This is a genomic window from Kitasatospora sp. NPDC015120, from assembly GCF_043080305.1.
Taxonomy (GTDB): domain Bacteria; phylum Actinomycetota; class Actinomycetes; order Streptomycetales; family Streptomycetaceae; genus Kitasatospora.
Genome location: NZ_JBIBVJ010000019.1, coordinates 105,369 through 123,614, shown reverse-complemented (window position 1 = coordinate 123,614; position 18,246 = coordinate 105,369). Strand labels below are relative to the sequence as shown.

11 protein-coding genes and 1 pseudogene are annotated in these 18,246 nt (G+C 76.2%); 4 read left to right on the top strand and 8 right to left on the bottom strand.

Annotation, left to right across the window (positions count from 1 at the left end):
* The first annotated feature begins 29 nt into the window (after positions 1-29).
* The 3 genes and pseudogenes from ACF1AK_RS29950 (at position 30) to ACF1AK_RS29940 (ending at position 8,285) form a co-directional block, all read left to right on the top strand.
* On the top strand, positions 30-4,034 hold the full coding sequence (locus tag ACF1AK_RS29950; RefSeq protein ID WP_391501965.1) for an SDR family NAD(P)-dependent oxidoreductase: 4,005 nt from the start codon (positions 30-32) through the stop codon (positions 4,032-4,034).
* 40 nt (positions 4,035-4,074) lie between these two features.
* Positions 4,075-7,200 (top strand): annotated as a pseudogene (locus ACF1AK_RS29945) (type I polyketide synthase); the annotation flags it as partial.
* A gap of 41 nt (positions 7,201-7,241) precedes the next feature.
* A complete protein-coding gene (locus ACF1AK_RS29940; RefSeq protein WP_391501964.1) occupies positions 7,242-8,285 on the top strand; it encodes an LLM class flavin-dependent oxidoreductase in 1,044 nt (347 codons plus the stop codon).
* A gap of 67 nt (positions 8,286-8,352) precedes the next feature.
* Here ACF1AK_RS29940 and ACF1AK_RS29935 read toward each other — a convergent pair whose 3' ends face one another.
* The 7 genes from ACF1AK_RS29935 to ACF1AK_RS29905 all read right to left on the bottom strand — a co-directional run bounded on the left by ACF1AK_RS29935 (position 8,353) and on the right by ACF1AK_RS29905 (position 17,113).
* A complete protein-coding gene (locus tag ACF1AK_RS29935; RefSeq protein WP_391501963.1) occupies positions 8,353-9,378 on the bottom strand; it encodes an LLM class flavin-dependent oxidoreductase in 1,026 nt (341 codons plus the stop codon).
* A 70-nt stretch (positions 9,379-9,448) separates the two neighbouring features.
* Positions 9,449-10,606 (bottom strand): NtaA/DmoA family FMN-dependent monooxygenase, encoded by a 1,158-nt coding sequence (locus tag ACF1AK_RS29930; RefSeq protein ID WP_391501962.1) that lies wholly within the window; start codon positions 10,604-10,606, stop codon positions 9,449-9,451.
* Positions 10,603-12,291: a dipeptide ABC transporter ATP-binding protein gene (locus ACF1AK_RS29925; protein ID WP_391501961.1), complete on the bottom strand. Its 1,689-nt coding sequence runs from the start codon at positions 12,289-12,291 to the stop codon at positions 10,603-10,605. The genes ACF1AK_RS29930 and ACF1AK_RS29925 overlap by 4 nt, the downstream gene beginning before the upstream one ends.
* A 34-nt stretch (positions 12,292-12,325) precedes the next feature.
* Positions 12,326-13,144 carry an ABC transporter permease gene (locus ACF1AK_RS29920; RefSeq protein WP_391501960.1) on the bottom strand — a complete coding sequence of 273 codons (819 nt, stop codon included), beginning with the start codon at positions 13,142-13,144 and terminating at the stop codon, positions 12,326-12,328.
* Between the two features lie 9 nt (positions 13,145-13,153).
* A complete protein-coding gene (locus tag ACF1AK_RS29915) occupies positions 13,154-14,077 on the bottom strand; it encodes an ABC transporter permease (RefSeq protein ID WP_391501959.1) in 924 nt (307 codons plus the stop codon).
* Entirely contained in the window at positions 14,077-15,816 is a 1,740-nt protein-coding gene (locus ACF1AK_RS29910; protein WP_391501958.1) for an ABC transporter substrate-binding protein, read from the bottom strand. The genes ACF1AK_RS29915 and ACF1AK_RS29910 overlap by 1 nt, the downstream gene beginning before the upstream one ends.
* Positions 15,817-16,147: 331 nt before the next feature.
* Complete coding sequence (locus tag ACF1AK_RS29905; RefSeq protein ID WP_391501957.1) at positions 16,148-17,113, bottom strand: alpha/beta hydrolase; 966 nt, start codon at positions 17,111-17,113, stop codon at positions 16,148-16,150.
* A 103-nt stretch (positions 17,114-17,216) separates the two neighbouring features.
* On the opposite strand from ACF1AK_RS29905, the gene ACF1AK_RS29900 reads away from it, so the two are divergent.
* Complete coding sequence (locus ACF1AK_RS29900) at positions 17,217-17,879, top strand: TetR/AcrR family transcriptional regulator (RefSeq protein WP_391501956.1); 663 nt, start codon at positions 17,217-17,219, stop codon at positions 17,877-17,879.
* A 72-nt stretch (positions 17,880-17,951) separates the two neighbouring features.
* Here the strand turns inward: ACF1AK_RS29900 and ACF1AK_RS29895 are convergent, their stop codons facing one another.
* Positions 17,952-18,104: a hypothetical protein gene (locus ACF1AK_RS29895; RefSeq protein WP_380288978.1), complete on the bottom strand. Its 153-nt coding sequence runs from the start codon at positions 18,102-18,104 to the stop codon at positions 17,952-17,954.
* Between the last annotated feature and the right edge of the window lie 142 nt (positions 18,105-18,246).

The following is an 18,246-nucleotide window of genomic DNA, read 5'->3' as shown; positions in this document are numbered from 1 at the left end:
CCCTGGCCGAGGAGGGTTTCACGACGTTCGTGGAGTCCAGTGCCCATCCGGTGCTGACCGTCGGCATTCAGGAGACCCTGGCCGGCCGTCCGGACACGCTCGTCACCGGTACCCTGCGCCGCAATCGGGAGGACGAGCGGCCGCTGGTGCAGGCCCTGGCCGCTGTCGAGTTGCACGGTCATCGCCTCGACTGGCCCGTCACCGCGCCCGCCACCCCGCCCGGCCTGCCCACCTATCCCTTCCAGCACCGCCACTACTGGCTCGACCCGGCCCCGGACATCAGCGACCCGGGTCACCTCGGCCTGCACAGCGCCGACCACCCGCTGCTGGGCGCCACCACCGACCTCCCGGACGGTACCGCGCTCTACACCAGCAGCCTCTCCACCGGCACCCATCCCTGGCTGCTCGACCACGCCGTCACCGGCACGCCGCTGCTGCCCGCCACCGCGCTCGTCGAACTCGCCCTGCACGCCGGCCACCGCGCCGCCGTCCCGGCCCTGGCCGAACTGACCCTGGAGGCCCCGCTGGTGCTCGGCGCCGGAGCCGTCCACCTGCAGACCACCGTGCAGCCCCCGGACGACGACGGCGCCCGCGCGCTGGCCGTCCACTCCCGCCCGGCCGCCGCCGGACCCCAGGAGCCCTGGACCAGGCACGCGACCGCCCTGCTGCTCCCGGCGCAGCCCGCGGCGCACCCGGAGGAGTGGCCGTCCGCCGCCTGGCCGCCGCCCGGCGCCACGCCCGTCGATCCGGCCGCCCTCTACCCGGGCCTCGCCGACCGGGGCTACGACTACGGCCCCGCCTTCCAGGGCGTCCGCGCCCTGTGGCGCAGCGGGGACACCGTCTACGCGGAGGTCGAACTCCCCGAGGCGGCGCATCCGGACGCTGCCCGCTACGGCATCCATCCCGCGCTGCTCGACGCCACCCTCCACCCGCTGGCAGCCGACGGCACCGACGGCACCGGCACCGACGGCGACCGGGGGACGGCGCTCCCCTTCGCCTGGACCGGCGTCACGCTCGCCGCCACGGCCGCCACCAGCCTGCGCGTCCGGCTGACCCGGCACGGCGCGGACTCGCTGGCGCTGAGCGCCGTCGACCCGGCCGGCGGACCGGTGGTCTCCGCCGAGCGGATCGCCCTGCGCCCCCTCGCCCCCGGCGCCCTCGCCGCCGCCGGCCCGGCCGGACGCCCGGACGGGCTGTACCACCTGGACTGGACGCCCGTCGCCCCGCGGCCCGCGGAGCGCGCCGAGTGGGCCGAACTGCCCGAGTACCGCCTCGACTCCGACCCGGCCGACCCGGCCGCCCTGTTCACCGCCGACCCGCCCGCCACCGCGGTCCTGCCGCTCGTCCTGCCCGAGCACCCGGACCTCGGGGCCGCCACCGCCGCGCTGCTCGGCTTCGTGCAGCGCTGGCTCGCCCAGGACCACCTGGCCGGCACCCGGCTGGCCGTGCTGACCCGCGACGCCCAGAGCACCGACCCCGCCGACCGCCCGGTCGAGCCGGTCGCGGCCGCCCTGTGGGGCCTGCTGCGCAGCGCCCAGACCGAGCACCCCGGCCGGCTGCGTCTGCTGGACACCGACGGGCACCCCGGATCCCGGGACGCCCTGGGCGCGGCCCTCACCCTGGACGAACCCCAACTCGCCCTGCGGCGGGGCGTGGTGCTCACCCCGGCCGTCGTGCCGCTGCCCGCCCGGCCCGAGCTCCTCGCCCCGGCCGACGGCCCCTGGCGGCTCGCCCCGACCGGCGACACCCTGGACGGGCTGGCCCTCGTCCCCGCCCCGGACGCCGACCGCCCGCTCGGCCCCGGCGAGGTGCGGATCGCCGTGCGCGCCGCCGGGCTGAACTTCCGGGACGTGCTGATCACCCTCGGCGTCTACCCGGACCGCGCCCTGCTCGGCACCGAGGCGGCCGGCGTGGTCACCGCCGTCGGCCCGGAGGTCACCGGCCTGGCGCCGGGCGACCGGGTCACCGGCCTGGTCTCCGGCGGGATCGGCCCGGTCGCCGTCACCGACCACCGGCTGCTGGCCCGCATCCCGGCCGGCTGGACCTTCGCCCAGGCCGCCGCCGTCCCCGCCGCCTATCTGACCGCCCACTACGCCCTGGTCGACCTGGCCGGGCTCCGTGCGGGGGAGCGCCTGCTGGTGCACTCGGCGGCCGGCGGGGTCGGCATCGCCGCCGTCCAACTCGCCACCCACCTCGGCGCCGAGGTGTACGGGACGGCCGGGCCCGGCAAGTGGGACACCCTCGCCGCACTCGGCATCGACCCGGCCCGCACCGGCTCCTCCCGCACCCTCGACTTCGAGGGGCGGTTCCTGGCCGCCACCGACGGCGCCGGGGTGGACGTCGTGCTGAACTCCTTCACCGGGGACTTCGTCGACGCCTCCCTGCGGCTGCTGCCGCGCGGCGGACGCTTCATCGAGATGGGCAAGGCCGACCTGCGCGACCCGCAGCGGATCGCCGAACTGCACCCCGGCGTGCGCTACCGCTCCTTCGACCTGCTGGAGGCCGGCCCGCAGCGGATCGGCGAACTGCTGGCCGACCTGCTGTCGCTGTTCGAGCGCGGGGCGCTGACCCTGCCGCCGGTCACCGTCTGGCCGGTCGCCCGCGCCGGGGAGGCGCTGCGCCACCTCGCCCAGGCCCGGCACACCGGGAAGGTGGTGGTGACCGTCCCCGCGCCCTTCGACCCGGCGGGCACCGTGCTGGTCACCGGCGGCACCGGCACCCTGGGCGCGCTGACCGCCCGGCACCTGGTGGCCGAGCACGGCGCCCGGCACCTGCTGCTGGCCGGCCGCCGGGGCCCGGAGGCCGCGGGCGCGGCCGAGCTGGCCGCCGAACTCGCCGCCCTGGGCGCCGAGGTGACCCTCGCCGCGGTGGACGTCGCCGACCGGGCCGCGCTGGCCGCGCTGCTCGACGCCGTGCCCGCCGAGCATCCGCTGACCCTGGTGGTGCACACCGCGGGCGTGCTGGCCGACGGCGTCCTGGAGGCCCTCGACCCGGCCGCCCTGGAGGCCGTGCTCGCCCCCAAGGCCCGTGCCGCCGGGCACCTGGACGAGCTGACCCGGGACGCCGACCTCTCCGGCCTGCTGCTGTTCTCCTCCGTCTCCGGCGTGCTCGGCGGCGGCGGACAGGCCAACTACGCCGCCGCCAACGCCTACCTGGACGCCCTCGCCCAGCGCCGCGCCGCCGAGGGCCTGCCCGCGACCTCGCTGGCCTGGGGCCTGTGGCAGCGGGCCAGCGGCCTCACCGGGCAGCTCACCGAGGGCGACCGGGCCCGGCTGGCCCGCGGCGGCCTGGTCCCGCTGGCCGACCGGGAGGGCCTGGCCCTGCTGGACGCGGCCCGCGCCACCGGCCGGGCGGCCGTGGTCACCAGCCGCTTCGACCTGCGGGCGGGCCGGGCCGCCGGGAGCGTGCCCCCGCTGCTGCGCTCGCTGGCGGGTGCCCCCGTCCGGCCCAGCGCCGCCGGGTCCGCCGCCGCGTCCGCCGCCGGCTCCGCGGCCCCGCTGCAGGCCCGGCTGGCCGGCCTCGACCCGGCCGGGCGTGCCGAGGCCCTGCTCCAGCTGGTGCTCGCCCAGGCCGCCGCCGTCCTCGGCCACGGCACGGCCGCCACCGTCGCCCCCGACCAGGCGTTCAAGGAGATCGGCTTCGACTCGCTGACCGCCGTCGAACTGCGCAACCGCCTCGGTGCGGCCACCGGCCTGCGGCTGGCGCCGACCACGGTGTTCGACCATCCGACCCCGGCGGCGCTGGCCGGCCACCTGCACCGCGCCCTGGCCCCGGACGACGAGGCCCCGCAGGACCCGCTGCTGCGCGAACTCGACCGGCTGGAGGCCCTGCTGCCCGCGCTGGCCGCCGCGGAGAGCGTCCGCGGAAAGGTCGGACGGCGGCTGCGCGAGCTGCTCTGGCGGCTGGACGACGGCCCGGCCGAGGCCGACGGCGAGCACACCGAGGACCTCGCCGGGGACCTCGCCGGGGCCAGCGACGACGAACTGTTCGCCGCGCTCGACGACGAACTCAACCACCCCGGAACGGAGCTCTGAGATGCCCGGGACGACCGGAGCGACCGCCGCCCCCGGCGGCACCGAGGAGCGGCTGCGCGACTACCTGCGCCGCGCGACCGCCGACCTGCGCCAGGCCAGGCGCCGGATCGAGGCCCTGGAGGAGCGGGCCCACGAGCCGATCGCGATCGTCGGCATGGCCTGCCGGCTGCCCGGTGGCGTGCGCACCCCCGAGGACCTGTGGCGGCTGCTCGCCGAGGGCCGGGACGCGGTCGGCGACTTCCCCGCCGACCGCGGCTGGGACCTCGACACGCTGTTCGACGAGGACCCGGCCACCCCCGGCACCTCCTACGCCCGCCAGGGCGGGTTCCTGGACGGCGCGGGCGAGTTCGACGCCGCCTTCTTCGGCCTGGGCCCGCGCGAGGCGCTGGCCATGGACCCGCAGCAGCGGCTGCTGCTGGAGACCGCGTGGCGCACCTTCGAGTCCGCCGCCCTCGACCCGGCCGCCCTGCGCGGCAGCCGCACCGGCGTGTACGTCGGCATGATCGGCCAGGACTACGCCCCGCGCCCGCACGAGGTGGCCGGCGAACTCGACGGCCACTTCATGACCGGCAACGCCGGCTCCGTGGCCTCCGGCCGGCTCGCCTACCACTTCGGCCTGCACGGACCGGCCCTGACCGTCGACACCGCCTGCTCGTCCTCGCTGGTCGCGATGCACCTGGCCGCCCGGTCGCTGCGCTCGCGCGAGAGCGACCTGGCCCTGGCCGGCGGCGCCTGCGTGCTCGCCCACCCGAGGGTGTTCCTGGAGTTCAGCCGCCAGCGCGGGCTGGCCCCGGACGGCCGGTGCAAGGCCTTCGCGGCGGGCGCCGACGGCACCGGGCTCGCCGAGGGCGTCGGCCTGCTGCTGCTGGAGCGCCTCTCCGACGCCCGCGCCAACGGCCACCGGGTGCTCGCCGTGCTGCGCGGTTCGGCCGTCAACCAGGACGGGCCCAGCAACGGGCTCACCGCCCCCAGCGGACCGGCGCAGGAAGCGGTCATCCGGGAGGCCCTGGCCGACGCCCGGCTCACCCCCGGCCAGGTCGACGCGGTCGAGGCGCACGGCACCGGCACCACCCTCGGCGACCCGATCGAGGCGAGCGCCCTGCTCGCCGTGTACGGCCGGGCGGAGCGCGAACACCCGCTGCGGCTCGGCTCGCTGAAGTCCAACATCGGCCACACCCAGGCCGCCGCCGGGGTGGCCGGGGTGATCAAGCTGATCCTCGCGCTGCGGCACGACACCCTGCCGGCCAGCCTCCACCTGGACGCACCCACCCCGCACGTCGACTGGTCGCAGGGCGCGGTCGAACTGCTCACCGCGGCGGCGCCCTGGCCGCGCGGGGAGCACCCGCGCCGGGCCGCCGTCTCCTCCTTCGGGATCAGCGGCACCAACGCCCACCTGGTGCTGGAGGAGGCCCCGCAGGGCCCGCAGGCGCCGCCCGCCGACCCCGGCGCCGCTCCCGCCGGGCGGCCCTGGCTGCTCACCGCCCGCACCCCCGGGGCGCTGGGCGAACACGCGCTGGCGCTCGCCGCGCACGCCGAGGCCGGCGCCGCCGGGAACGCGCAGGAGACCGCCCACTGGCTCCGGCACGGCCGGGCGCGCTTCCCGCACCGGGCGGCCGTGCTCACCGACCGCCCCGAGGAGATCGCCCCCGCCCTGCGCGCCCTGGCCGCCGGGCGCGCCCACCCCGCGCTGGTGCGCGGAACGGCCGTCACCAACGCCAGGGCCGCCTGGACCTTCTCCGGCCAGGGCGCCCAGTCCGCCGGGATGGGCCGCGAACTCCACGCCGAGCACCAGGAGTTCGCCAAGGCGCTGGACGAGGTCTGCGACGCCCTCGACCCCCATCTCGACCGCCCGCTGCGGGACGTGATGTTCGCCGAGCCGGGCACCGCCGAGGCCGCCCTGCTGGACCGCACCCGCTACACCCAGCCGGCCCTGTTCGCCCACCAGACCGCCCTGGCCCGGCTGCTCGGCACCCGGCTGCCGCCGCCGGTCGCGGTGCTGGGCCACTCGCTCGGCGAACTGTCCGCGGCCCATCTGGCCGGGGTGTTCGACCTGGAATCGGCGGCCGCGCTGGTCGCCGCCCGCGCCCGGCTGATGGACGAACTCCCCGCCGGTGCGGGCGCCATGCTCTCCGTCCAGGCCTCCGAGGAACGGCTGACCGAACTGCTCGCGCCGTACGGCGGGGCGCTGGACCTGGCCGCCGTCAACGGCCCCGCCTCCACCGTGGTCTCCGGCGACACCGCCGCGGTCGACCGGCTCGACCGGGAGCTGACCGCGCTCGGGCTGCGCACCCGCCGGCTGCGGGTCTCGCACGCCTTCCACTCCGCCCAGCTGGACCCGGTGCTGGAACGCTTCCACGCGGAGGCGCGGCGGATCGGCTACCACGCCCCGGACCTGCCGGTGATCAGCAACGTCACCGGCGAGGCCGCCGACCCGCAACGGATCGCCGGGCCCGACTACTGGACCGAGCAGATCCGCGCCACCGTCCGCTTCGAGCAGGGCGTGCGCACCCTGCGCGACCGCTACGGCGTCACCGCCTACCTGGAGCTCGGCCCGCACGGCACGCTCAGCGCGCTGACGGCCGCGATCCACCCCGAGGCCGTCCACCTGGCCGCGCAGCTGCGCGAACGGCCCCAGCCGCGGGCGCTCGCGGCCGCGCTGGCCGGGGCCGAGGTGCACGGGCTCCCGGTCTCCGGCCCGGCCGGCCCGGTGCCCGCCGCCGACCCCGACACCGTGCCCGGCCACCCCTTCGCCCGCACCGTCCACTGGCTGGCCACCCCCGGCCCGTCCGGCGCCGCCCCGGCCGGGGCGTCCGTCGGGGGCGCGGACGGCCCGCCCGCCGACGGACCCGCCGCCGACGACCCGGACGCCCTGCTGCGCCGCTGGTCGGCGGCCGGCCCCCCGGACCGCACCGCCCTGCTGCTCGCCGTCGTCCGGGAGCACGCCGCGGCCGCCCTCGGCCACCCCGACCCGGCGCAGATCGGCGAACGGGAACGCTTCCAGGACCTCGGCTTCTCCTCCTTCAGCGTCCTGGACCTGCGCAACCGGCTCGGCGCTGCCACCGGGCTCACGCTGCCCCCGGTGGTCGCCTTCGACCACCCCACGCCGGCCGAACTGGCCGGCCACCTCGACCGGCTGCTGGCCGAGTCCGTCCTGCCCGCCTCCTGATCACACAACCCGCCGAACCCCCAGAGGAGCGAAACCCGGTCATGCGCGTCGGAATCACCTACCTCAGCATCTCCCCGTCGGTGGACCGGGAGTCCGCCCGCCAGAAGTACCTGGACTTCGCCCGGCAGGTCGAATGGGCCAATGACCAGGGCTTCTCCGGCATCTGGGTCACCGAACACCACTTCTCCGGCTACAGCCTCAGCTCCTCGCCGCTGCTGCTGCTCGGCCGGGCCGCCGGGCTCGCCCCCGACCTGCGGATCGGCACCGGGATCCTGGTGCTGCCGCTGTGGGACCCGGTCCGGCTGGTCGCCGACGTCAACACCCTGGACCAGCTGTCCGGCGGACGGCTGGACCTGGGCATCGGCCGCGGCTACCAGCCGCACGAGTTCCTCGGCTTCGGCCGTGACCTCGCCCACAGCCGGGCCGCCTTCGAGGAGTCCACCGACCTGCTGCTGCGGCTGCTCACCGAGAACGAGGTCACCCACAAGGGGGAGTTCCACCGGATCGACGCCCCGGTGACCGTCCTGCCGCCCTCCCACCAGGCCCCGCATCCGCCGATCTGGGTCGCCGCGGTGTCACCGGAGTCCACCCGCTTCGCCGTCCGGCGCGGCTTCCACCTGCTCGGCCTGGCGCTGTCGACCCCGGACGAACTGGCCGCCCAGTGGCGGACGGTGAACACCCTGGCGGCCGAGGAGGGGGTCGCGGCCGAGGGCCTGGAGTACGCGGTCAACCGGTTCGTGCACATCGGCACCGACCCGGCCGGGCGCCGGGCCGCCGCCCGCGAGGTCGCCCGGCAGATCCGGACCTCCCAGGCGCTGGCCGAGGGCGGCTACCCGACCGGCGGCGTGCCGCCGCTGCCCGCCGCCATCGACCCGGCCGACGAGGAGTTCGCCTCCGAGCGGCTGCTGGCCGGCTCGCCCGAGCAGATCGTCGAGCAGCTGCGCGAGCTCGCCGCCGTCGGCGTCACCCAGGTCAACGCCGCCTTCGAGTACGGCACCCTGCCCGCCGAGACGGCCTTCGCGGCGATGCGCACCTTCGCCGCCGAGGTGCTCCCGGCCCTGCGGGAGCTGCCCGTGCGCCGCTGAGTCCGGGTACGCCGGAGGGGGTGGGACACCGTCACGGTGTCCCACCCCCTCCGGCGTACCCGGACGGTCAGCCGCGGTCCAGACCGGCGAGCTCGGCCAGCCGGCTGTAGGACTCCCGGCGGTCCTGCGGGTCGTAGGTGTTCGCCACCACCATCACCTCGTCGGCGCCGGACTCGGCCACGAAGGCCTTCAGCTTCGCCGCCACCGTGGCCGGGCCGCCGACCACCTCGGACCGCAGGTCGTTCAGCGGCGGGGTGCGCTGGGCCACCTGCTCCGCCGGGGTCGGCCGGTAGGCCAGGGCCTGGTCGACGGGCAGCAGCGGCGAGGGGTTGCCCGTCGCGTGCTGCGCCAGCGCGAGGCGCCACGGCGTGGCCAGCTCGTCGGCGTGCCGGTCGTCCCGGCCCACCACCACGGTCAGCGCCAGGATCGCCCACGGCCGCGCGCCCTCGTGGGCCGGGACGAACTGCTCCCGGTAGCGGCGCAGCGCGGTGAAGGCGTTGACCGGGTTCTGGTAGGCCGCCAGGTACCCGTAACCCAGGCCCAGCCGGGCCGCCGTGCCCGCCGAGGCGGGGCTGCCGCCGAGCAGGAACACCTGCGGCAGCGGCACGTCCCGGGGCACCGCCCTGACCCCGGCCAGCTCGTGGCCCTCCGGGAGCGGGGTGCGCCCCCCGAACGCCAGCAGCTGCGCCAGCTGGCCGTTGAAGACCTCGGGGGCGAGCGAGGACCGCTGGAGCACGGCGGCGGTCGGCCCGTGCTCGGTGCCGGTGGACCGTCCGATGCCGAGGTCGATCCGGCCGGGGTGCAGCGCCTCCAGCGTCTGGAACTGCTCCGCGACGTGCAGCGGCGAGTGGTTGGGCAGCAGCATGCCGCCGGCGCCGATCCGCAGCCGGGTGGTGCGGGCCGCCAGGTGGGCGATGACGATCTCGGGCGCCGAGATGCCCACCGCCGCCTGGGCGTGGTGCTCGGCCACCCAGTACCGGCTGAAGCCCAGCTCCTCGACGTGCACGGCGAGCCGGGTGGCCTCCTGGAGCAGCTCGGCGCTGCCGGTGCCGGCCCGCCGGGGGCCCTGGTCGAGGACGGAGAACGCGGTCATGCCTGTTTCCTCAGGAGTCGGCCCCCGACGCGCCGGGGGCGGATGGATCGGGTGCGGGGAGTGCCGGCGGTCACACGACGGCCGGCGCCGGGTAGGGGTGCGGCACGCCGAAGTGCTCGCGCAGCGTGCTGCCCCGGTAGGCGGAGCGGTAGACCCCGCGCTTCTGCAGGATCGGCACCACCAGCTCGACGAAGGCCGGCAGGCCGTCGGCGAACACGTCCGGCATCAGGGTGAAGCCGTCCGCCGCGCCCGAGACGAACCACTCCTCGGCGACGTCGGCGACCTGCTCGGGAGTGCCGACCGCCTCGATGTGCGCCCCCCGCCAGGGCGCGTGGCCCGCCAGCTCGTCCAGCCGCCGCAGCCGTTCCAGCGCCTCGCGCCGGCTGTCGGCCACGGTGGTCATCAGGCCGGGCAGGATCTTGACCGACCGGGGGTCCCGGCCGTGGCGTTCGGCCCGGGCCCGGACGTCGGCGGCGTAGGCGTGCGCGACGTCCGGCGTCTTGGCCCCGGAGAACACCACATCGGCGGTCCGCCCGGCCAGTTCGCGCCCCGGCTCCGAGGCACCGGCCTGCACCACCAGCGGGTGGCCCTGGGCGGAGGGCGGCAGCGGCAGCGGACCGCGCACGCTGAAGTGCGCCCCCTGGTGGGATATCGGCCGCAGCCGCCGCGGGTCGGTGAAGCGGCCGGTGCGCACGTCCGCCACCAGCGCCTCCGGCTCCCAGCTGCGCCACAGCGCCTTGACGATGTCGACGAACTCCTCGGCGCGCGCGTACCGGTCGGTGCGCGGCGCCAGCCCGGTGCCGCCGAAGTTGGCCGCCACCTGCGGGATGTAGGTGGTGACGGCGTTCCAGCCGGCCCGGCCGCCGCTGAGCACGTCGAGCGACTTGAAGCGGCGGGCGATGTTGTACGGCTCGTTGGAGGTGGTGGAGGCGGTGGCGATCAGGCCGATCCGGGAGGTGGCGCCGGCGATCGCGGTGAGGAGCAGGGTCGGCTCGTGGTAGTACGCGCCGTGCGGGCTGAAGTCGACGTCACCGAAGACCCCGGGGGTGTCGGAGAGGAACACCGCGTCCATCAGGCCGCGTTCGGCGAGCTGCGCGGCGGCCACCCAGGTCTCCACCCGGGCGAAGCCGTACGGATCGGAGCCGGACACCCGCCAGGCGGCGGGGTGCACGCCCATGGCGCTGCCGACCATGTGGAGGTTGAGGTGGAGCTCGCGTTCGGTGCTCATGGGGCCTTCCCGGGTTTCGGGCCGTCCAGTCGGGGGACGGCGTCCAGCAGCTGGCGGGTGTAGGGGTGACGCGGTGCGGTGAGGACCTCGGTGACGTCCCCGGACTCGACGACCTCGCCGTCCTTCATCACCAGCACCTCGTCGGCGAGGTGGCGCACCACGCCGAGGTCGTGGGAGATGAACACGTAGGCGACGCCGAGCTCGGCCCGCAGCTCGGCCAGCAGGTCGAGGACCTGGGCCTGGACCGAGACGTCCAGGGCCGCCACCGGCTCGTCGAGCACGATGATCCGCGGGCGGGGGGCCAGCGCCCGGGCGATCGCCACCCGCTGGCGCTGTCCGCCGGACAGCGCGCGCGGACGGCGGTGCAGCAGGTCCGGGTCCAGCCCCACCTGGGCCATCAGCTCGGCGACCCGGCCGGCCCGCGCGGCCCGGGGCACACCGGTGGCGGCCAGCGGTTCGGCGATGATCCGGGCGACCGGGTAGCGCGGGTCGAAGCTGCTGAGCGGGTCCTGGTGGACGACCTGGATCCGCCGGTGGAGGGCGCGCCGCGCGGCGCCGCGCAGGCCCTCCCAGGACTGCCCGTCCACCTCCACCCGTCCGGCGTCCGGCGCGGCCAGGCCCAGCAGCAGGCGCCCGGTGGTGCTCTTGCCGGAGCCCGACTCGCCCACGATGCCGAGGGTGCGGCCCTCGCGGAGGGTCAGCGAGACGTCCCGGACGGCGGCCACCGGGGCGTGGCCGGGCACGGCGAAGGACTTGCCGAGGCCCTCGGCGCGCAGCACCACCCGTTCGCCGGTGCGCGGGCGGGGCAGCTCGCTGCCCGCGCGCGGCCCGGAGAGCCGGGTGCCGCGCGCGTGCGGCCGGGGCACCGCGGCGAGCAGCCGCCGGGTGTACGGGTGCCCGGGCTCGGCCAGCACCTGGGCGGTGGGGCCCTGTTCGACCACCTCGCCGTCCTTCATCACCAGCACCCGGTCGGCCACCTGCGCCACCACCGCGAGGTCGTGGCTGATCAGCAGCAGGGCCCGGCCGGCCCGGCGCCGCTCGGCGAGCAGCTCCAGGATCTGCGCCTGGACGGTGACGTCCAGGGCGGTGGTCGGCTCGTCGGCGATCAGCAGGGCGGGGTCGGCGGCGAGCGCGGAGGCGATCAGCGCCCGCTGGCGCAGGCCGCCGGACAGCTGGTGCGGGAACTGCCGGGCGCGCAGCTCCGGTTGGGGCACCCCCGCCTCGGCGAGCAGGTGCAGGACCCGCGCGGGCACCTCGGCGCGCGGCACGGTGCGGTGGGCGCGCAGCGCCTCGGCGATCTCGTCGCCGACCCGGCGCAGCGGGTCGAGCGAGACCAGCGCGTCCTGCAGCACGAAGCCGATCCGGCGCCCGCGCAGCGGCCGCCACTGCCGGCCGGTCAGCGCGCCGGCGTCGCGTCCGTCGATCCGGAAGGTCTCGGCGGCGGTGCGCGCGCCGCTCCCCGCCAGCCCGACGAGGCTGCGCGCGGTCACGCTCTTGCCGGAGCCGGACTCGCCGACCAGGGCGACGCTCTCCCCGGCGCCGACGGTGAGCGACAGGCCGCGCACGGCGCTGACCGGGCCGCGCGGGCCGGGGAAGGTGACGGTGAGGCCGCGCACCTCGACGACGGGCGGCGGCGGTGCCTGGGTGCGTCCGGCCGTGGGCTCCGGCCGCAGTTCGGTGCTCATCGGTGCCTCCGGGGGTCTTGTGCACTGCGCCCGTTCATCGCGCCACCCGGCCCTCGGCCCGGTCCTGGAGCCACTGCCCGGCGGCCGAGACGGCGAGCACCGTGACGGTGATCGCCGCGCCCGGGAAGACCGCCGTCCACCAGGCGACCTCGACGTAGTCGCCGCTGCCGGCGAGCATCGCGCCCCACTCGGCGGTGGGGGGCTGCGGGCCGAGTCCCAGGTAGCTCAGCGCGGAGCCGGTGACGATCATGCCGCCGACGCCGATGGTGGCCAGCGCCAGCAGCGGTCCGACGGCGTTCGGCACGATGTGCCGCAGGACCACCTGGAGCCGGGACCAGCCGAGCACGGTGGCCGCCTCGACGTAGTCGGTGCCGCGCACCCGCAGCACCTCGGCGCGCACCAGCCGGGCGTAGCCGGGCAGGGTGACCAGGGCGAGGCCGGCCACCAGGTTGCCGGTGCCGGTGCCCAGCACCGCGACCACCAGCAGCACCAGCAGCACGCCGGGGATGGACATCAGCACGTCCAGCGCCCGGGCGACGACCCCGTCGACGGCCCGCCCGCCCTGGGCGGCCAGGACGCCGACCAGGGTGCCGGCGGCCAGCGCCAGGGCGGAGGCGGACAGGCCGATCAGCAGCGAGGGCCGGGCGCCGTGCACCACCCGGGAGTAGACGTCGCGTCCGTTCTCGTCGGTGCCCATCCAGTGCGCGGCCCCGGGGGGCAGCAGGCTGTCGGCGGGGTCGGCGGCGTCCGGACCGGTGCCGGTGAACAGCCCGGGGGCGAGCGCGGCCAGCAGGAGGAGGGCGCACAGCACGAGCCCCAGGGCGGCGCCGGGCCTGATGCGGGGGATGACCACGGTTCCTCCTCAGCTCTCTCGGGTGCGCAGGCGCGGGTCGATCAGCCGGTAGGACAGGTCGACGGCGGTGTTGACGACGGCGCAGACCAGCCCGGCCACCAGCACGATGCCGATGACCAGCGGCAGGTCCTTGTTGCGGACGGCGGTGACCGCGAGCGTGCCCAGCCCCTGCCGGGAGAAGACCGACTCGACCACCACCGCGCCGCCGATCAGCGAGCCGGTCAGCCAGCCGACCAGGGTGGTGACCGGCAGCAGGCCGTGCCGCAGCGCGTGCCGCAGCCGGACCGCCGCCTCGCCGACGCCCCGGGCGCGGGCCGTGGTGACGAAGGGTTCGTCCAGGGTCTGTTCCAGCCCGCGCCGCAGCACCCGGGCGATCACGGCGGCGGGTGCGGCGGCCAGCGCCAGGGCGGGCAGGACGAGCCCGTCCACCCCCGGCGCCCCGAGCGCGGGGAACCAGCGCAGCCGGAAGGAGAACAGCGCGAGCAGCAGGGTGCCCAGCCAGAAGGCGGGCACCGCGACGCCCAGACCCTCCAGCAGGGCGGCCGGGGTGCGCACCGCGCGCGGGCGCCCGGCGGTCAGCAGGGCCGCCGCCAGGGCCAGGACGACGGTCACCAGCACGGTGGCGGCCAGCAGTTGGAGGGTCGGGCCGAGCTGCTGGCCGATCGCGGTGCGCACCGGCAGGTGCAGCACGTAGGAGTCGCCGAGGTCGCCGCGCAGCACATGGCCGAGGAAGGTCGTGTACTGGAGCGGCAGCGGCCGGTCCAGGCCGTACTCGCGGGTGATCTCGGCGCGCAGCTGGTCGCTGGTGCCGCGCAGGCCGGTGAGCAGGTCGACCGGGTCGCCGGAGGTGAGGTGCAGGGCGAGGAAGGCGACCGTCACCGCGCCCCACAGCACCAGGACGGCGCTGCCGAGGCGGCGGAGGGCGGCGCCCATCACGGCGCGAGCCAGGTGTCGGCGAAGTTGGGGAAGCTCTGCTGCTCGAAGACGACGCCCCGCACCCGGGCCGAGGTGCCGAGCACGTAGGTGTTGTTGAAGACGGGCAGGATCGCCGCGTCGTCGCCGATCTTCTGCTGGACGGCGGTGTACAGGGCCTTCTGCCGCTGCACGTCGGTGGTCGCGAGCGCCTCGGCGAGCTGGGCGTCGACCTGGTCGTCGCGGTAGCGGGCGGCGTTGTTGTCGATCTTGGCGGTGGGGACGTGGGCGCTGCCGAAGACCAGGCGCAGCGCGTCCGGGGAGGAGTTGTTGGCGCTGCTGTTGAGGAGGTCGTAGTCCCCGGCGAGGACGCGCTTGACGTAGGTGCCGGTGTCCAGGTTCTGGTTGCGGATCTCGATGCCGAGGTCCTTGGCGGCGGCCTGGATCTGGGTGGCCAGGGCGGTGTACTGGCCGAAGTACTCGCCGATGTACAGGAAGTCCAGGCTCAGCCGCTTGCCGTCCTTGGTGCGGTAGCCCTCGGCGTCGCGCGCCGTCCAGCCGGCGTCGGCCAGCAGCTTCCCGGCGGCCGCGGCGTCGTAGCCGTACTGGCCGGCGACGCTCGCCGCGTACTGCGGGGTGGAGGGCGAGAGCGCGCCGGTGGCGGCGGGGGAGACGCCGAAGTAGAGCTTCTGGACGATCAGGTGCCAGTCGATGCCGTTGCGCAGCGCCTTGCGCAGCCGGACGTCGGTGAGCGGGCCCTTCTCGGTGTTGGGGTTGAGGCTCCAGGGGACGCCGGGGGAGACGGCGCTGTGCACGCTGAACTTGGGGTCGGCCTTGAGCTTGGCCACGTTGACCGGGGCGATCGCGGCGGCGGCGTCGGCCTGGCCGCTGGTCAGCGCGCCCTGGCGGGAGGCGTTGTCCGGGACGATCCGCACGGTCAGCCGGTCCAGGTGGGCGGCGCCCCGGTTGACGGCGCCGTCGGGGGCCCAGGCGTAGTCGGCGCGGCGCTGGTAGGTGATGCCCTGCTGCGGGGTGAAGCCCTCGGCGCTGGTGAAGGGGCCGGTGCCGACGATCTTCGAGCAGAGCGCCTTGGGGTCGCCGGCCAGCGTGGCGGGCGACTCGATGCCGAGGCTGGGCGAGGCCAGGCCGGTGAGGAAGGAGGAGGCGGGCGCGGCGAGGGTGACCTCGACGGTCTTCGGGTCGACCACCCTCGCCGAGCGGTAGTTCTCGATCAGCTGGGCGGCGCCGGCGGACTTGGTGGCGGGGGCGACCACGTGGTCCAGGTTGGCCTTCACCGCGGCCGCGTCGAAGGCGGTGCCGTCGCTGAAGGTGACGCCCTCGCGCAGGACGAAGGTGTAGGTCTTCTGGTCGTCGGAGATCGTCCAGGACTTCGCCAGCCAGGGCTGGATGGTGCCGCTGTCGTCCTGCCAGACCAGGGAGTCCAGCGCGGCCCGGGAGAACAGGGCGTCGGCCTGGCCCTGGTGGGGGTCGAGGCAGGTCGGGCCGTAGGGGACGGCGAGGGTGAGGGTGCCGCCGTCCACCGGCTTGCCGCCGTCGGCGGCGCCGCTCGGCGTGGTCGCGGAACCGGCGCAGGCGGCGGTCGCCGGGAGCACGGCCAGGGCGGCGGCGAGGCCGAGTCTGGAGCGGAACCTCCGGCTGCGGACGGTGGTTCGGGACCGGCCGCCGGGGGCGGCCGGGGGGCGCGGTGCGGTGCGGGGGAGTGCGGTGGCGGATGTGGCGGTTTCGGGGTGCGACGGCATGACGGGGCTTCTCTCCGAGGCGCGCGGACGGCGGCGGGGCCGCCGGGGACGGGTCGGGGGCGCCGCGAGGGCCGCCGCGCGGCCCGGCCGGTCAGAACGGGCCGGTGGACCGCGCGGGGGCGCAACGCGGCTGGGGACACAGCGCGCTGTCGGTACGGGAGAGGTCGATGGCCCGGCGGGTGGCGGCAAGCAGCAGGCGCATGCCTGGCAGGCCACGCGTGGCGGACACCCCGTACTCCTCGAAGAGCGGCTCCGGAACCGGAGCACCGATGAACGATCGGTTCTCGCCCCTGGAATGACGCGAACGATCAATACTGACCCTGATAGTTAATCAGACTGAACTGGCTTGTTCAATGATTGTCCGGTCCGCGGGATGCAGCGCTCGCCGCAGCGCGTCCGCCTGAGTTGCCAGCGAGTGCCGGCTGATCCCCGCCTGCGGGTCCTTGATGTCGAAGCCGTGGTACGCGCCGGGGAAGACGTGGAGCTCCAGCGGGACCCCGGCCTGGGACAGCCGCAGGCCGAATTCGATCACCTCGTCCCGGGCCACCTCCAGGTCCCCGACCGAGAGGTAGACCGGCGGCAGGCCGTCCAGCCGCTGGGCCCGGGCCGGCGCGGCGTACGGCGGCACGTCCGGGTGGCCGGGCGGCAGCGGGTGCAGATAGGCGGCCCAACCGGCCAGCGAGGAGCGCCGGTTCCACGTCCGCCGGTCCTGGACCAGCCGGCTGGAGGGGGTCAGGTGCCGGTCGTCCAGGACCGGGGCGTGCAGCAGCAGGAGCGTCGGCAGCGCCTCGCCGGTGTCGCGCAGCGCCAGGGTCAGCCCGGTCACCACGGCGGCGCCGGAGCTGCTGCCGGCCAGGGCCACCCGCTCGCCGTCCGCGCCCAGGCCGGCGCCCTCGCGGCGCAGCCAGCGCAGCACGGTGCGGCAGTCCTGCTGGGCGGCGGGGTAGGGGTGGCGCGGCGCCAGCCGGTAGCCGACCGAGACCACGACCGCCCCCGCGCCCTCGGCGTACAGCTCGCACAGCGGGTCGAACCACTCCAGCTGCTCGCCCGCGGTGAAGCCGCCGCCGTGCACGAACACCACGGTCGGCAACGGGAGTCCGGCGGGGGCGGCGTCCGGCCGGGCGGGCAGGTAGACGCGCACCGGCACCGGCGGGGCGTCCGGGTCCTGCGGGTCGTGCGCCACCAGGTTCCGGCGCTCGGGCCCCGCCGCGTCGGGGCGCAGCGGGGCCATGCCCGGCACGGGGGCCACGAAGCCCGCCAGCAGCTCCCGGTCGAGCCGGGGGGAGATGTCTTCCATGAGCGCGCGGTCCTCTTCCTGTCCGGCGGCCGGCGGCCGGCATCAAACTGAACTAAGCAGTTCAGATCAGTTCTACCAGGAGGAGTGCGCTACTGTGAGGAATGTGAACGAACGTGAACTCCCGATGACGGGCCGTGGCCGGATCGACAAGCGCAGCGCCATCCTTGACGCCGCCGTCAAGGTGTTCACGCGCGAGGGCTACGCGCAGGCGGGCATCGACGCCATCGCCGGGGCCGCCGGAGTGGCCAAGCCCACGCTCTACAACCACTTCGGGGACAAGGAGAACCTCTTCAGGGTGGTCATGCGTGACGGCGCCGAGCGCACCGCCAACCGCATCGTCGCCGCGCTGGCCACCCTGCCCGACGACGGGCAGGACCTCGAAGGCGAACTGGAGCGGGTGGCGCACCGCGTGGTGGAGTGTCAGCTCAGTGACGAGGGCTGGGCGCTGCAGCGGCTGCTCTACGCGGAGGCCTCCCGGCTGCCCGACCTCTACGACCAGGTCGTGGCGCGCGGCTCGCAGCCGGTGGTGGACGTTCTGGCCGGGCGGCTGTCCAGCCTGGCGAACCGGGGCCATCTGGAGCTGGACGACCCGGCCGTCGCGGCGGCCCAGTTCATCGCCCTGGTCTCCGGGAACCTGCCCGGGCTCTCGGCCCTCGGTACCCGCCCGGTCGCGCCGTCGGACCTGGACACCGCCGTCCGGACCGGTGTGCAGACCTTCCTGCGGGCCTTCGGTACCGCCCGCCGCCGGTCCGGCCGGCGGGGCTGAGGCGCCCGGGGGTACGGGAGCGCGGCCGGGCACCTGTGCGGTGCGCGCCGGCCGCGAGGTGGCTCCGGTGTGTCAGCCGCCGAGGCGGGCGAGCAGGATGCGTGCCCGGCGGGACTTGGCCTCGGCGCGGTTCTTCAGGTGCAGCGCGTGGGCGAGGCGGTGCTGCTCGGCCTCCCGCATCCGCTCGTTGATGATGGCGCGCGCGGTGTCGAGGTGGTGGTTCATGGCGTTGTTCCCCCTGCCTGCGGGTGACCCGCCGATGGCTTCGGCATCGGCCTCAAGGCCCCCTTGCGCCTATGATTCTACACCAATTTCTGAACGATGGCCGACATTTCACAGCCGTGACGGGTTGTTGTCCTGCTGTTTA

Coding starts and splice junctions, on each gene's coding strand:
- ACF1AK_RS29940 (WP_391501964.1), top strand. CDS start 7,242: ATGCGCGTCGGAATCACCTACCTCAGCATCTCCCCGTCGGTGGACCGG.
- ACF1AK_RS29935 (WP_391501963.1), bottom strand. CDS start 9,378: ATGACCGCGTTCTCCGTCCTCGACCAGGGCCCCCGGCGGGCCGGCACC.
- ACF1AK_RS29930 (WP_391501962.1), bottom strand. CDS start 10,606: ATGAGCACCGAACGCGAGCTCCACCTCAACCTCCACATGGTCGGCAGC.
- ACF1AK_RS29925 (WP_391501961.1), bottom strand. CDS start 12,291: ATGAGCACCGAACTGCGGCCGGAGCCCACGGCCGGACGCACCCAGGCA.
- ACF1AK_RS29915 (WP_391501959.1), bottom strand. CDS start 14,077: ATGGGCGCCGCCCTCCGCCGCCTCGGCAGCGCCGTCCTGGTGCTGTGG.
- ACF1AK_RS29910 (WP_391501958.1), bottom strand. CDS start 15,816: ATGCCGTCGCACCCCGAAACCGCCACATCCGCCACCGCACTCCCCCGC.
- ACF1AK_RS29905 (WP_391501957.1), bottom strand. CDS start 17,113: ATGGAAGACATCTCCCCCCGGCTCGACCGGGAGCTGCTGGCGGGCTTC.
- ACF1AK_RS29895 (WP_380288978.1), bottom strand. CDS start 18,104: ATGAACCACCACCTCGACACCGCGCGCGCCATCATCAACGAGCGGATG.